The sequence below is a fragment of the Achromobacter sp. SD115 genome (genome assembly GCF_017355315.1).
Taxonomy (GTDB): Bacteria; Pseudomonadota; Gammaproteobacteria; order Burkholderiales; family Burkholderiaceae_B; genus Achromobacter; species Achromobacter xylosoxidans_B.
Genome location: NZ_JADIJM010000007.1, coordinates 88,220 through 102,434 on the forward strand (window position 1 = coordinate 88,220; position 14,215 = coordinate 102,434).

Below are 14,215 nucleotides of genomic sequence, written 5' to 3' on the forward strand. Positions count from 1 at the left end.
CATGACGCGCTATCTCCTGCGCCGCCTGGCCTACGCGCTGGTGCTGCTGCTGGCCGTGGTGACGCTGAACTTCCTGCTGATCCACATCTCGCCGGGCGATCCGGTGGAGACCATCGCCGGCTCCATGGGCGGCCTCAGCGAAGAACTGCGTGCGCAGCTGCGCACGCAGTACGGGCTGGATCAACCCTTCCTGACGCAGCTGGGCATCTATCTGATGCAGGTGCTGCGCGGCGACCTGGGCTATTCCTACTTTTTCAACGTGCCGGTGGCGCAACTGATCTGGGATCGCGTGCCGGCCACGCTGCTGCTGGTGGTGACCTCGGTGCTGAGCGCTTTCCTGGCAGGCACGCTGTTGGGCACGCTGGCCGCGCGCAAGCCCAATGGACCGCTGTCGCAAGGCATCACGCTGCTGTCGGTGGTGGGCTATTCCGCGCCGGTGTTCTGGACCGGCATCATCCTCATCATCCTGTTCGCCTCGGTGCTGCCGATCTTCCCGGTGTCCGACATGCGCTCTGCCGGCGGACCCCAGGACGGCTGGGCCGGCGTGCTGGACGTGCTGCACCATCTGGTGCTGCCGGCCTTCACCTTGGCATTTGTCTACCTGGCGCAGTACAGCCGGCTGGCGCGCGCCAGCGTCATGGAGGCCCTGTCGGCCGACTACATCCGCACCGCGCGCGCCAAGGGTCTGCCGGAACGCACCGTGCTGTACAAGCACGCGCTGCGCAACGGCGTGCTGCCGGTGGTGACCATGCTGGGCCTGCAGTTCGGCAATGTGCTGGCGGGCGCGATCCTGGTCGAGACGGTCTTCAACTGGCCGGGGCTGGGGCGGCTGGCCTTCGATTCCGTGCTCAGGCGCGACTATCCCACGCTGCTGGGCATCCTGCTGTTCGCCTCGCTGCTGGTGGTGGTGATGAATCAGCTTACCGATCTGGCCTACCGCCTGATCGATCCCAGGATCAAGACCTCATGAGCCAGACTCCTTCCGCCGTTCCCGTTGCCGCTTTGCAGGCCCAGGCGGCGCGGCCGCCGGCCCGTCCGTCGTACGAGGCCCTGCGGGTGTTCGCGCGCAATCCCTCGGCGCTGGCCGGCGTGCTGCTGCTGGCCGTCATCCTGGCGGTGACGATCTTCGGCCCCATGGTCATGCAGGCGGACCCCTTCGAGATCGCCGGCGCGCCGATGACGCCGCCGGGCGCGGACGCCTTGATGGGTACCGACTACCTGGGCCGCGACGTGCTGACCGGCATGGTCTACGGCGGCCGCGCCACGCTGCTGGTGGGCGTGGTGGCGGCGGTGCTGTCCATGGCCATCGGGCTGACGGTGGGGGCGCTGGCGGGCTACTACGGCGGCTGGATCGACGAAACCCTGATGCGCATCACCGAGTTCTTCCAGGTGCTGCCCACCTTGCTGTTCGCCATGGTGCTGGTGACGCTGTTCTCGCCTTCGCTCGCGACCATCGCGGTGGCGATCGGCGTGGTCAGCTGGACAGGCACGGCGCGGCTGGCGCGCGGCGAATTCCTGCGCCTGAAACGCCGCGAGTACGTGCTGGCGGAGCGGGTGATAGGCGCGGGCGACGCCCGCATCATCTGGCGGGTGATCCTGCCCAATGCCTTGGCGCCGCTGATCGTGTCCGCGACGCTGGCGATAGGCATGGCGATTCTGTTCGAGGCCGGCCTGTCGTTCCTGGGCCTGGGCGATCCCAATATCATGAGCTGGGGCCTGATGATAGGTAGCAATCGCCCCTACATCCTGACCGCGTGGTGGGCGGTGACCCTGCCGGGCGCCGCCATCTTCGTGACCGTGCTGGCCGTCAGCCTGATCGGCGACGGGCTGAACGACGCGCTGAATCCCAACTCGCGGGGGCGGGCATGAACGCCCCGGTGCTGGAGGTGGATAGCCTGAGCCTGGAATTCCAGGCGCGCGGGCGCGCGGCCGAGGTGCTGAGCGCGGTGAGCTTTGCCCTGAACCCTGGCGAGACCCTGTGTCTGGTGGGCGAATCCGGCTGCGGCAAGAGCATGACGGCGCTGGCCATCATGCGGCTGATTCCCGCGCCGGGGCGCATAGGCGGGGGCAGCGTGCGCCTGCGCGGCGATGACCTGGCCGGCCACGACGAAGAGGCCATGCGCCGGGTGCGCGGCAACAAGATATCGATGATCTTCCAGGAGCCCATGACGGCGTTGAATCCCGTGTACACGGTCGGCGACCAGATCGCGGAGCCGTTGCGGCTGCACCAGGGCCTGAGCAAGAGCCAGGCCCGCGAGCGCGCCATCGAGATGCTGAAGTCTGTCGGCATCCCCCTGCCCGAGCGGCGCGTGGACGACTATCCACACCAGATGTCAGGCGGCATGCGGCAGCGCGTGATGATCGCCATCGCGCTGGCCTGCGATCCGGACGTGCTGATCGCCGACGAACCCACTACCGCGCTGGACGTGACGGTGCAGGCGCAGATATTCGACCTGCTGCGCGAGCAGCAGGCCCGGCGCGGCACCGCGGTGCTGCTGATCACGCACGATATGGGCGCGGTGTCGGAAATGGCCGACCGCGTGGTGGTCATGTACGGCGGGCGGGTGGTGGAGCAGGGTGGCGTGCGCGAAATCCTGGCGCAGCCGCGCCATCCCTACACCCAGGGGCTGATCGCCTGTCTGCCGGAACTGGACCGCGAGCCCGACGACATCCGCCCGGAACTGCCGGAGATTCCCGGCGTGGTGCCTTCGATCTGGGAACGCGGCGCGGGCTGCCCCTTCATGGAGCGCTGCGGGCAGGCCATGGCGCGCTGCCGTGAGGCGTTTCCGCCCCTGACCCGCGTGGGCGAGGGCCAGGAAGTCGCCTGTTGGCTGTATCCGGAGGTCGTGCGATGACATCACCGCAATCTCCCGCCTTGCTGTCGGTGCGCGATCTTGCCGTGCATTTCCCCATTGGCGGACGCGGACGCGACGGCAAGCCCGTCGTCGTGAAGGCCGTGGACGGCGTGTCCTTCGAGCTGCAGCGCGGCCGCACCCTGGCGATCGTGGGCGAGTCCGGTTCGGGCAAGACCACTACCGCCTTGTCGGTGCTGCGCCTGGCGGATCCGACCGCGGGTTCCATCCACTTCGACGGCACCGACATGACGGCGTTGAGCGGTTCGGCCCTGCGCCGCATGCGCCGCCGCGTGCAGCTGGTGTTCCAGGATCCGTATTCCTCGCTCAATCCGCGCCAGCGCGCGGGTGATATCGTGCGTTCGCCGCTGGACCTGATGGGCATCGATCCGCCGGGAGGACGCGAGGCGCGGGTGGCCCGCATGTTCGAGCTGGTGGGCCTGCGCCCGGAACAGCGGCAGCTGTTTCCGCACCAGTTCTCCGGCGGCCAGCGGCAGCGGCTGAACGTGGCCCGGGCCCTGGCCAGCGCGCCGGACCTGATCGTCTGCGACGAGCCGGTGTCCGCCCTGGACATCGCCATCCGCGCGCAGATCCTGAACCTGCTGCGGCGCATCCAGCGCGAGCAGGGGCAGTCATTCCTGTTCATCTCGCACGACATGGCGGTGGTGGAGCACATCTGCGACGACATCGCCGTCATGTATCTGGGCAAGATCATCGAGCAGGCCTCGCGCAACGCCTTCTTCACGCGCCCCTTGCATCCCTACAGCGTCGCCCTGATGTCGGCGGTGCCGACCGTGAAGGGCGGGCGCGAACTTGCCGCCCGCCGAGTACGGCTGGCGGGGGATCCGCCCAGCCCGGTCGATCCGCCGCCCGGCTGTCGCTTCGCCGGCCGTTGCCCGGCCGCGCAGCCGCTCTGCGCCACGCGTGAGCCGGCCCTGCGCGAAGTCGCGCCGGGCCACCGCGTGGCCTGCCATTTCGTCGAATCCCGCGATGGCGTCCTGGTGTCGCCGCTGCAGGGATAAGCCCACCCTCTGATAGAAGGACAGACCGATGACCCAGACCCGCGCACGAACCACGATCTATGCCGCGCGCAGCATCCTGACCATGAACCCGATGCAGCCGCGCGCCACCCACGTGGCGGTGCGCGAGGGCCGCATCCTGGGCGTGGGCAGCCGCGAAGACCTGGCGGGCTGGGGGCCTGCCGAACTTGACGAACGCTATGCGGACAAAGTGCTCATGCCCGGCCTGGTGGAAGGGCATTGCCACCTGCCGGAAGGCGGCATGTGGAAGTTCGTGTACGTGGGCTATTACGACCGGCGCGGGCCGGACGGCCGGCTTTGGGAAGGCCTGAAGAGCTTCGACGCGGTGGCTGCCCGGCTGAGCGAGGCCGAGCGTGCCTTACCAGCCGGCGAAACGCTGATCGGCTGGGGCTTCGATCCGATCTTCTTCGACGGCGCGCGCATGCGTGTGCAGGACCTGGACGCCGTTTCCGCCGAGCGGCCCGTGGTGGTGATGCACGCCAGCATGCACCTGATGAACGTGAATACCCCGATGCTGGCGCGTGCCGGCATCGACCGCGATACCGATATCGAAGGCATTACCCGCATGGACGATGGGCGCCCCAGCGGCGAGCTCTGCGAATTCGCGGCCATGTTTCCCGTCATGCGCCTGATCGGCAGCCCGTTCCGCACCGTGGGCGTGTCGGAAGAGGGCCTGCGCATGTTCGGCAAGGTGGCTCAGTGGGCAGGCGTCACGACCGCCACGGACCTGGTCAACGAGCTGGGGGACGACGGCCTGGCGACACTGGCGCGCATCACCTCTGAACCGGACTATCCGGTGCGCATCGTGCCCGCCGCGTCCGCGCTGACGTATGCGGGCGATCCGGCGCGCTGCCTGGCCAAGTTGGAGGATGCCCGGCGGCTCAACAACGACAAGCTGCATCTGGGCATGGTCAAGCTGGTGGTGGACGGCTCGATCCAGGGCTTTACGGCCAGGCTGCGCTGGCCGGGCTACTACAACGGCGCGCCCAACGGCATCTGGGTGATCGCGCCGGCCGAACTGGACGCCATGGTCCAGACGTATCACGATGCCGGCGTGCAGCTGCATATCCACACCAATGGCGATGAAGCCACCGAGCTTGCCATCGACGCCGTCGACCGCGCCCTGCGCCGCAGTCCGCGCCGGGACCACCGCCATACCTTGCAGCATTGCCAGATGGCCGACGCGGCGCAGTTCCGGCGCATGGCCAGTCTGGGCATGTGCGCCAATCTTTTCGCCAACCACATCTTTTACTGGGGCGATGCGCACCATGCCATGACCATGGGGCCGGACCGCGCCAAGCGCATGGACGCCTGCGCTTCGGCGGCGCGCGCCGGCGTGCCGTTCTCCATCCACTCGGACGCGCCCATCACGCCGCTGGGACCGCTGTTCACGGCCTGGTGCGCGGTCAATCGCCAGACTTCCTCGGGCAAGGTGCTGGGCGAATCCGAGCGCATCGGCGTGGAGGCGGCCCTGCACGCCGTGACGCTGGGCGCGGCCTACACCCTGCACCTGGACCATCTGGTGGGCTCCATCGAGATCGGCAAGCATGCCGATTTTTGCGTGCTGCAGGACGATCCGCTGGAAGTGCCGCCCGAGCAGCTGAAGGACGTACGCGTGCTGGGCACGGTCATCGGCGGCAGGCCGCTGGCGTTGCGGGAGGCCTGAGATGGCGCCGTTGGGCGGAGCGCGCATCGCGCTGACCGTGGTGGGCGGGTTTCTGGGCGCGGGCAAGACGACCTTGCTCAATCATGTGCTATCCACCACTCGCCGCCGTGCGGCGGTCCTGGTGAATGACTTCGGCCCGGTGGACATCGACGCCGGACTGATCGCGCAGCGCAGCGACCAGGTGATCAGGCTGGCCAACGGCTGTGTCTGCTGTTCGATGGCAGGTGGTCTGGACGATGCCTTGGCGCGCGTGCTGGCGCTGGACCCCTTGCCCGAATGGATCGTGATCGAGGCCAGCGGGGTGTCGGATCCGGGCCGCATCGCGCAGGTCGGCATGTCCGATCCCATGCTGCAGCTGGAGGGCGTGGTGGTGCTGGCCGACGCCGCGAACGTGCGCACGCTGGCGGCGGATCCCTTGCTGGCCGATACGCTGGATCGCCAGTTCAAGGCGGCGGATCTGCTGGTGCTGAACAAGACCGACCTGGTGTCCGCCCGGGAGTTGCCGGGGCTACGCCTGTGGTTGCGCGCGGCGACGCACGGGGCTGCGATGGTTGACGCGCGGGAAGGGCGGGTGGACCTGCGCCACCTGCTGGGCGAGGAGGAGGGTGAGGCGCGCGGCCTCGCGCATGAATGCGCCAGCGGTGCTTGCGGGCACCCCGGACACGTTCACGCCGCAACGTCCGACGATCCCGACCATCCGTTCCAGAGCTGGCTGTGGCGCGCGCCCGCGCTGCTCGACGCCGACAGGCTCGCCAGCAGGCTGCGCGAGGCGCCGCGGCAATTGCTGCGCGCCAAGGGTTGGGTGCGCACCGACCGGCACGGCCTGGTGCTGGTGCAACTGGCGGGCCGGCGTGTGCGCTATGACACGCAGGCCAGGCCGCCCACGGATCTGGACGGGCCATCGCTGGTGCTGATCGGCTTGCGCGGGGCGATCAAGCCCGTGGAGGTTGCTGCATGGCTGGCGCCGGCGGCGGTTTGAGGGACGGACGCAGAGAAATACAAATTTATTGGATTGCCTGTCAATTTTTTTGTCATTGATCGACTCGATGCAAACGGGAGAATTCGCCGGTTCGATAGCCGGCCTTTTTCCGGCTGCAATTTGACCCATCGGTCTACCAAGGAGCGAATCATGACAGGCACTTCCAACGGCTTGCGCAAGGCCGCAATCGTATTCGGCGGTTCGCGCGGCATCGGCGCCGCCATTGGCCGGCGGCTGGCGGCCGACGGCGCGGATGTAGCGTTCACCTACCTATCGGCGCCCGAGCGAGCGCGCGAGACCGCCGCCGCGATTGAGGAGTGCGGGGCGAAGGCGCTGGCCATCCATGCCGATAGCGCGAACGCGGAGGCGATCCGGCTGGCCGCCGCGCGGGCGGTCGAGCATTTCGGGCGGCTCGACGTCGTCGTGGTCAACGCGGGAATTCTGAAGCTGGGTGGCGTGGCCGACGTGAGCGTGGCAGACCTAGACCAGATGCTGGCCGTCAACGTGCGGGGCGTGTTCCTGGCGATCCAGGCGGGCGCTGCGCACCTCGAGCGCGGCGGCCGGATTGTGACGATCGGCAGCAACGTGGCCGCGCGCATCGGCGGGCCGGCCGTGAGCGTTTATGCGATGACGAAGGCGGCGGTGGCGACGATGGTCAAGGGCATCGCCCTCGACCTTGCGCCGCGCGGCATTACGATCAACAACGTGCAGCCCGGGCCTATCCAGACCGACATGACGGTCAACCATCTGGACGCGGTCATTCCGCTGATTCCGCTGCAGCGCGCCGGCAGCGCCGACGAAATCGCGTCGCTGGTGGCATGGCTTGCAAGCGCGGAATTCGGATACATGACGGGCGCCAGTTTGACAGCCGATGGCGGGATGACGCTGTAGCCCGCAGTCCGGGAACACCGCAAGGCATGGCATCGGGGGGCGGGGAGCGCGTTGCGCGGCCCGCCGCCCGATGTTGCGTCTGGTGCAAGCGATTTCCCGCTTCTGGTTCTAGACCCTGCCTGGGGGCTCACTTACCTTTGATCTGAATGCTGGCGCGTGTCGCGCCGGCGTCTATCGGAGGTATGCAATGCAGAAGACCGTCACCGCCGACATGCTGGCCGAATTCGCGGCGGCCTGGAACCGACACGATATCGATGCCCTGATGTCCTTCATGAGCGAGGACTGCGTGTTCGAGACCGTGGCCGGCCCCGAACGATGGGGCGCGCGCCATGAAGGGCGCGACGCGGTGCGCACGGCCTTTGCCGCGGCCTGGGCGAACTTCCCCGATGCGCAGTGGCAGAACGGCACGCATTGGGTCGCGGGCGACCGCGGCGTGTCCGAATCCACCTTTACCGGCACCGCCGCCGACGGCTCCCGCGTGGAGGCGGACATGGTGGACGTGTTCACCTTCCAGGACGGCAAGATCCGCGTGAAGAACGCCTACCGCAAGCAGCGCCCGGCCTTGCCGGCGCGCGGCTGAGGCCGCCTTTCGCACCCAGCAACCGGAACGCAGCATGGATACTCAAATGTCCTTCCAATCTGTAGGGCCGGCCCCCGCTGGCCGGACGGCGATCAGCGCGTACAACCCGGCCTACGATCCGCTGGTGTCCCCGCCCGGGCGCGGCCAGGACTACGCGCCCACCTACTGGGTCGCGACCGCCGGCCAGCCGCCCGAGGACGACGGCCCGGTCGACGGCGATATCGACGCCGACGTGGTGATCGTGGGCTCCGGCTTTACCGGCCTGTCGGCGGCTCTGACGCTGGCCCGTGACTTCGGCGTCAAGGCCGTGGTGCTGGAAGCCAACCGCGCGGTGTGGGGTTGCACCAGCCGCAACGGCGGCCAGGGGCAGAACGCGTCCGGGCGTTTGTACCGTTCGCAATGGATAGCGCGCTGGGGCCTGGCGACGGCCAAACGCCTGGACGCGGAGATCCGCGAAGGCTTTGAATACTGGAAGAGCCTGGTGGCCCAGGTGGATTGCGACGCGCAGCCGGGCGGCCATCTCTACACGGCGCACCGCCAGAAGAAGATGGCCTTCCTGGAGAACGAAGCCCGCGTGATGCGCGACGTGTTCGGCTACGACGCCAGGATGCTGAGCAGGGAGGAATTGCGCGAGCGCTACGTGTACGACCGCGAGGCGGTGGGCGCGATGCACGAGCCTGACGGCGTGGGCGTGCATCCCTTGAAGCTTGCCTACGGCTACATGCGGCAGGCGCGGGCGCTGGGCGTGCGCATTCATCCGGGCAGTCCGGTGCTGGGCTGGCGTTCGGAGAATGGCGGCGTGCGGCTGCAGACCCCGAACGGTTATGTACGCGCGCGCCGCGTGGCATTCGCCACCGGCGGCTACACCGCGCAAGGCGTCAACCGTCTGCTGGACAACCGCATCATGCCGGTGCTGTCGAACTCGCTGGTGACGCGGGTGCTGACCCCGGCTGAGCGCGACGCCGCGGGGCTGAAAAGCACGGTGTTCATCACCGACACGCGGACCTTGCGCTTCTATTACCGCCTGCTGCCCGACGGCCGCATGCAGATAGGCAGCCGCAGCGCTCTGCGCGGCGCCGACGCACAGCATCCGCGCCATCTGGCGCTGCTGCGCGAGGGATTGGCGCGCAAGTTTCCCACGCTGGCGGGCGTGGACGTGGACTATTCCTGGTGGGGCTGGGTGGACGTGAGCCACGACATGATGCCGCGCGTGACGCAGCCCGATCCGGCGCAGCCGGTCTACTACGCCTTCGGCTACGGCGGCAACGGCGTGGCGTTCTCGGCCCACGCCGGCAAGCGCCTGGCGCAGCGGATGATGGGCAAGGACGGCGTGGCCTGGGACCTGCCGATCTACGACTCGCCCTTGCCGGGCCATATGTTCGCGCCGTTCCGCAGGCTGGGTCAGGGCCTGCTGTACCGCTGGTACTACCTACGAGACGAAATGCTCTAGCGTGTGCAGGTCCGGGCCCTCAGGGGCCTTTTTATTGCCGGCGGCGGCACGGCGGTAGCGCTCGACCACCTTGGCCAGTCTGGCGATGCCGGGTTCGATGTGCTCCGGCCGGATCGAGGTGAAGCCGACGCGCAGGAAGTTGCGCGGCGCGTCGGCGCCGTTCATGAAGAAAACGTCGCCCGGCTCGACCACCACGCCTTCGGCCAGTGCCGCCTCGGACAGCTCGACGGCGTTGAGCCAGGGCGGGCCTTGCAGCCAGCAGAACGAGGATCCGGTGATGGGGATGGACTTGAAATCAGGCAAGTGCCGCGCCAGCGCGCGGGCCAGTTCGGTGCCGCGTTCCTGGTAGGCCTGGGACTGCCTGCGCAACAGTGAATGGTGGTGGCCCAGCGAAATGAACAGCGAGAACGCGCGCTGGATGTAAGCCGACGGATGGCGCAGCATCAGGCGGCGCAGGGCGCGCAGTTCGGCGGTGAGCTCGCGCGGGGCCACGATGTAGCCGATGCGCAAGCCTGGGGCGAAGGACTTGGCCAGGCTGCCCACGTAGATCACGCGGCCGTCGCGGTCCAGGCTCTTCAATGCGGGAATCGCGCCTTCGCCCCAGCGGCTTTCGCTTTCGAAGTCGTCCTCGATGATCAGGCTGTCGGCCTGGCGCGCCAGCGTCAGCAGGTTCTGGCGGCGCTCCGGCGATAGCGTCACCGTGGTGGGGCATTGGTGGCCGGGCGTGACGAAGATGTAGTCGCAGCCCAGCAGATGGGTGCCGCTGCATAGCCCTTGTTCGTCCACCGGCAAGGGCAGCAGGTTGCGCGTGTGGCTGGCGAAGATGTTGCGGGCGTCGGGGTAGCCGGGGTCTTCCATGCCGACCACGGTGTCTTCATTGACCAGCAGGTCGGCCAGCAGATAGAGCGCATGCTGCGCGCCCACGGTGATGACGATTTCCTCGGCATCCGCCCAGACGCCGCGGCGCGGCAGGACCTGGGTGCGGATCTGCTCGATGAGCGCGGGATCGTCGTGGGTGATCAGGTCGGGCGCCCAGCTGCGGATGTCCAGCACCGACAGCGCCTTGATGCAGCACTCGCGCCATTCCGCGGTGGGAAACAGGTCCTGGTCGAACTGCGCGTAGACGAAGGGATAGGGCTGCTTCTGCCAGTCGCGCGGCTTGGTAATGTTGCGCTGGCGGGATGGCCGGAAGCGCAGTCTTTCGTCCCAGCGCACGTCCGGTTCGCCGCCGTCGGCGGGCGGGGCATCGGACGCGGGCCCCGAGTGGCCCCGCATGACCGTGTCGCTGACGAAGTGGCCGCTGCGTTCGCGCGACACCAGATAACCCTCGCTGACCAGTTGCTGATACGCGAACACGACGGTGTTGCGCGCGATGCGCAGCTGGTCGGCCAGATGCCGGCTGGACGGCACCGGCGTGCCGGGCGGCAGGTGGCCGCTGAGGATGGCGGACACCAGCATCTGGCGCACGCAGCCCTGCAGGCTGAGATTGGGCGCGCTTTCGCGTTCGAACAGGCGCTCCCACAACACAGGCTTGAGCATCGAGGCCTGGCTGGACATGACGGCTCCTTGTGTAGGCCCGCGCAGCCGGTAGCCGCTGCGCAGGCGCCGTTCTTGAGGATAGAGGAGCCGGATGGGGGAATAAATGAGGGATTGCCCGGGCGGCGTTCAGACCCGTCCCTTCCAGGGGATGGCGAATTTCTCCAGATAACGGACCAGCAGGTCGAAGGCGAAGGCAAACACGCCGATCACGATGATGCCCATGATGACGGTGTCGCTGGCCAGGAACTGGGCCGCGTTCAGCACCATGAAGCCCAGCCCGCGGTCGGCGGCCACCATTTCGGCGGCCACCAGCGTGGTCCAGCCCACGCCGATGCCGATGCGCATGCCGGTGAAGATTTCCGGCATGGCCGCCTTCAGGATCACATGCCAGACGATCTGCGCCGGCGTGCCGCCCATGGCGTAGGCGGCGTGGATCTGTTCGATCGACACCGAGCGCACGCCGGCGCGGGCCGCGATCGCCATGGGCGCGAAGATCGCCAGGTAGATCAGCAGGACCTTGGGGAATTCGCCGATGCCGAACCAGATGATGATGAGCGGCAGATAGGCCAGCGGCGGCAGCGGGCGGTAGAACTCGATAGGCGGATCGAAGATGCCGCGCGCGTAGCGGTTCACGCCCATCAGGATGCCGACCGGAATGGCGGTCACGCAGGCCAGAAAGAAGGCCCCGAACACCCGCGACAGGCTGGCCAGCGCATGTTCCGTCAGCGTCGAATTGGCCACGCCGTCGGTCATGGCCGAGACGAACTTGTCGTACACGGCCAGGGGCGAGGGCAGGAACAAGGGCCGCACCCAGCCGGCGCTGGTCACCAGGAACCACAGCCCGATGAGCGCCAGGCTGGTGATCAGGCTGATGTGGCCGCTGTAGCCCGCGCCCGGCGCGCCGTAGACCCTGCCTGGCGCGGCGGGCTTGTGTCCCGTGCGGCTGCTAGCCATGGAAGCCTTGGGGGGAAGAGGCTCGCTCGTCGCCATAGATGATGCCAAGGACTTGTTCGCGCATGGCGATGAAGTCGGGACTGGATTTGATGCTGCGGCCATCGCGGGTCTCCAGGTAGCGCCGGTTGAAGTCCGGCGTGAAGGTGTGCGTGATGCGGCCCGGGCGGGGCGACATGACGATCAGCCGCGAACCCAGAAACAGCGCTTCTTCGACGCTGTGCGTGATGAAGAAGAACATCTTGTTGGTCTGCCGCCAGATGTCCAGCAGCAGCTCCTGGATGGTTTCCCGGGTCAGCGCGTCCAGCGCCGCCATGGGCTCGTCCATCAGCAGCATGGCGGGATTGCAGGTCAGCGCGCGCGCAATACCCACGCGCTGCTGCATGCCGCCGGACAGCTGGTAGATCATGTGGCGGTGGAAGTCCTGCAGGCCCACCAGTTCCAGGTTGCGGCGGGCGCGGGCGCGGCGGGTTTCCTTGTCCACGCCTTGCAGCTTCAAGCCGAACTCGGTGTTCTCCAGCACGTTCAGCCAGGGCAGCAGGGCATGTTTCTGGAACACCACGCCACGGTCCGCGCCGGGTCCGACGATGGGCCTGCCGCCCAGCGTGATCTCGCCCTCGGTCGGCGACAGGAACCCGGCCAGCAAGCTGAGCAGGGTGGTCTTGCCGCAACCCGAGGCGCCCAGCGCAACGACGAACTCCCCCGGCTGGATGGTCAGGTTGACGTTCTGCAACGCGATGACCGGACCGCTGTCGTGCAGGCCGGGGTAGGTGACGCTGACTTTCTCCGCGCACAGGCTCTGCGTGGCGGACGTGGACTGCATGGTCATGCCGGCTCCCCTTGATGCGACGGGCTGCGCGCAGCCCTGCGGGACGCTGGGCAGGCGGCGCCGGACGGGCCGCCTTGGCCGTAAGCGTCCCTTACTTCTCTGCCGCCTTGGCGTACTTGTCCGTGACGTGCGGGCTGTAGTCGGCCAGGGCCTTGTCGATCTGCTTCTGGTCCTTCAGGAACTGGGCGCTGGCCGCGAAGGCGCGCGCGGCGCCCGAGTCCTTGCCGCCGCCCAGCCAGACATTGGAGGCCTGTTCCTGCACGGTCGGGAACACCAGCAACTGGAGCGCCTCGACCATGTCCTCGGGTTTGCCGCCGATCAGCTTGACGATGCTCTTGACCTGGGGCGAGTCAGCGGTCCACTTGGCGCTGTTGGCGCGGTAGTCCGCATAGGACTTGGCCAATACGCTGGTGAAGGCGGCCATGAACTTGGGATTCTTGGCGGCCCAGGCGCGGTCGACCACGATGCCGTCGAAGGTCGGCACGCTTGCCTTGCCGATCTGTTCCGAGTCGGCAATGATCTTGCCGCTCTTGGCGATCTCGGTCAGCGCGGGCGGCCAGACGTAGGCGGCGTCGATATCGCCGCGCTGCCAGGCGGCCACGATCTGCGGCGGCTGCATGTTCAGGATGCGCACGTCGCGCGGATTGATCTTCCAGACCTGTTCCAGCCCGACCAGCAGATGGAAGTGCGAGGTGGACACGAAGGGCGTGGCGACGCGTTTGCCTTTCAGGTCGGCCGTGCTGTTGATGCCGGAGCCGTTGCGCGCCACCAGCGCCTCGGACTTGCCGATGTTGTCCAGGATCCAGAACAGCTCCATGTCCACGCCGCGGGTGGCGGCGGCGGTGATGCCGGTGGAGCCCAGCACGCCGACCGGCACGTTGCCGGAGGCTAGCGCAGTGGAAATGTCGCCGCCGGAGGTGAACTGGCGCCAGTCCACCTGGTAGCCGGCGTCCTTCAGGGCCTTGTCGAAACTGCCGTCGGCGATCGCCGACAGGAACGGCCCGACGATCAGCTGGTAGCCCACCACCAGCTTGGTCTGGGCATAGGCGGGAGCGGCCAGCAGCGCGGCGGCCAGGCCGGCCAGGGTGCAGCGGCGGATGAGGCGGAATATCGCGTTCATGGAGATCTCCGGGAGGGAACGGCCGCGCTCCGGCGCGACCGGCATGCTGGTGTCCTGTCCCGCAGATACGCCCGCACGAAATCCACCCATAGCCGCCAGTGCGTCGTTGCAAATCCTCGCGATACCTACGGGTATCGCTGCGGTTTGCGCCTAGCCCTGACGACTATGGATGAATTTCGTCATGCGGACGCATCTGCGGGACAGGACACTGAAGCCAGTTTGCCCGGATGGGGCCAGAACGCTAGGTCCAGATGCCCTAATCAGTAGGAGCCAAAAAGATCCAGGCCCGCCCGCCTCGCCGGCAACGCGAGGACTGGC

At 67.8% G+C, this 14,215-nt stretch carries 13 protein-coding genes; 9 read left to right on the forward strand and 4 right to left on the reverse strand.

Annotated features, from left to right (window positions below):
* Window position 1 precedes the first annotated feature (1 nt).
* The 9 genes from IPU70_RS12195 to IPU70_RS12235 all read left to right on the forward strand — a co-directional run bounded on the left by IPU70_RS12195 (window position 2) and on the right by IPU70_RS12235 (window position 9,458).
* Window positions 2-970, forward strand: a complete 969-nt coding sequence (locus tag IPU70_RS12195; protein WP_207467581.1) for an ABC transporter permease — start codon at window positions 2-4, stop codon at window positions 968-970.
* Window positions 967-1,869 (forward strand): ABC transporter permease, encoded by a 903-nt coding sequence (locus tag IPU70_RS12200; RefSeq protein WP_207467582.1) that lies wholly within the window; start codon window positions 967-969, stop codon window positions 1,867-1,869. The genes IPU70_RS12195 and IPU70_RS12200 overlap by 4 nt, the downstream gene beginning before the upstream one ends.
* Window positions 1,866-2,855, forward strand: coding sequence for an ABC transporter ATP-binding protein (locus IPU70_RS12205; RefSeq protein ID WP_207467584.1), 990 nt, complete (start codon window positions 1,866-1,868; stop codon window positions 2,853-2,855). Before IPU70_RS12200 ends, IPU70_RS12205 begins: the two co-directional genes overlap by 4 nt.
* A complete protein-coding gene (locus IPU70_RS12210; protein ID WP_207467586.1) occupies window positions 2,852-3,874 on the forward strand; it encodes an ABC transporter ATP-binding protein in 1,023 nt (340 codons plus the stop codon). The genes IPU70_RS12205 and IPU70_RS12210 overlap by 4 nt, the downstream gene beginning before the upstream one ends.
* Before the next feature lie 28 nt (window positions 3,875-3,902).
* Complete coding sequence (locus IPU70_RS12215; RefSeq protein WP_207467588.1) at window positions 3,903-5,558, forward strand: amidohydrolase; 1,656 nt, start codon at window positions 3,903-3,905, stop codon at window positions 5,556-5,558.
* 1 nt (window position 5,559) lies between these two features.
* The gene (locus tag IPU70_RS12220) at window positions 5,560-6,537 is read left to right on the forward strand and encodes a GTP-binding protein (protein WP_207467590.1); all 978 of its coding nucleotides are present in this window, start codon (window positions 5,560-5,562) and stop codon (window positions 6,535-6,537) included.
* A gap of 150 nt (window positions 6,538-6,687) precedes the next feature.
* Window positions 6,688-7,428, forward strand: coding sequence for an SDR family oxidoreductase (locus IPU70_RS12225; RefSeq protein ID WP_207467592.1), 741 nt, complete (start codon window positions 6,688-6,690; stop codon window positions 7,426-7,428).
* Between the two features lie 187 nt (window positions 7,429-7,615).
* On the forward strand, window positions 7,616-8,008 hold the full coding sequence (locus IPU70_RS12230; protein ID WP_207467594.1) for a nuclear transport factor 2 family protein: 393 nt from the start codon (window positions 7,616-7,618) through the stop codon (window positions 8,006-8,008).
* 46 nt (window positions 8,009-8,054) lie between these two features.
* Entirely contained in the window at window positions 8,055-9,458 is a 1,404-nt protein-coding gene (locus IPU70_RS12235; protein ID WP_207467596.1) for an FAD-binding oxidoreductase, read from the forward strand.
* On the opposite strand, the gene IPU70_RS12240 is transcribed toward IPU70_RS12235, so the two are convergent.
* The 4 genes from IPU70_RS12240 to tauA all read right to left on the reverse strand — a co-directional run bounded on the left by IPU70_RS12240 (window position 9,438) and on the right by tauA (window position 13,897).
* Window positions 9,438-11,015, reverse strand: coding sequence for a PLP-dependent aminotransferase family protein (locus IPU70_RS12240; protein ID WP_207467598.1), 1,578 nt, complete (start codon window positions 11,013-11,015; stop codon window positions 9,438-9,440). The genes IPU70_RS12235 and IPU70_RS12240 overlap by 21 nt on opposite strands.
* A gap of 108 nt (window positions 11,016-11,123) precedes the next feature.
* The gene (locus tag IPU70_RS12245) at window positions 11,124-11,951 is read right to left on the reverse strand and encodes an ABC transporter permease subunit (RefSeq protein ID WP_207467600.1); all 828 of its coding nucleotides are present in this window, start codon (window positions 11,949-11,951) and stop codon (window positions 11,124-11,126) included.
* The gene (locus tag IPU70_RS12250; protein WP_013393528.1) at window positions 11,944-12,777 is read right to left on the reverse strand and encodes a taurine ABC transporter ATP-binding protein; all 834 of its coding nucleotides are present in this window, start codon (window positions 12,775-12,777) and stop codon (window positions 11,944-11,946) included. Before IPU70_RS12250 ends, IPU70_RS12245 begins: the two co-directional genes overlap by 8 nt.
* A 91-nt stretch (window positions 12,778-12,868) precedes the next feature.
* Window positions 12,869-13,897, reverse strand: a complete 1,029-nt coding sequence (gene tauA, locus IPU70_RS12255) for a taurine ABC transporter substrate-binding protein (RefSeq protein ID WP_207467602.1) — start codon at window positions 13,895-13,897, stop codon at window positions 12,869-12,871.
* Window positions 13,898-14,215: the final 318 nt, after the last annotated feature.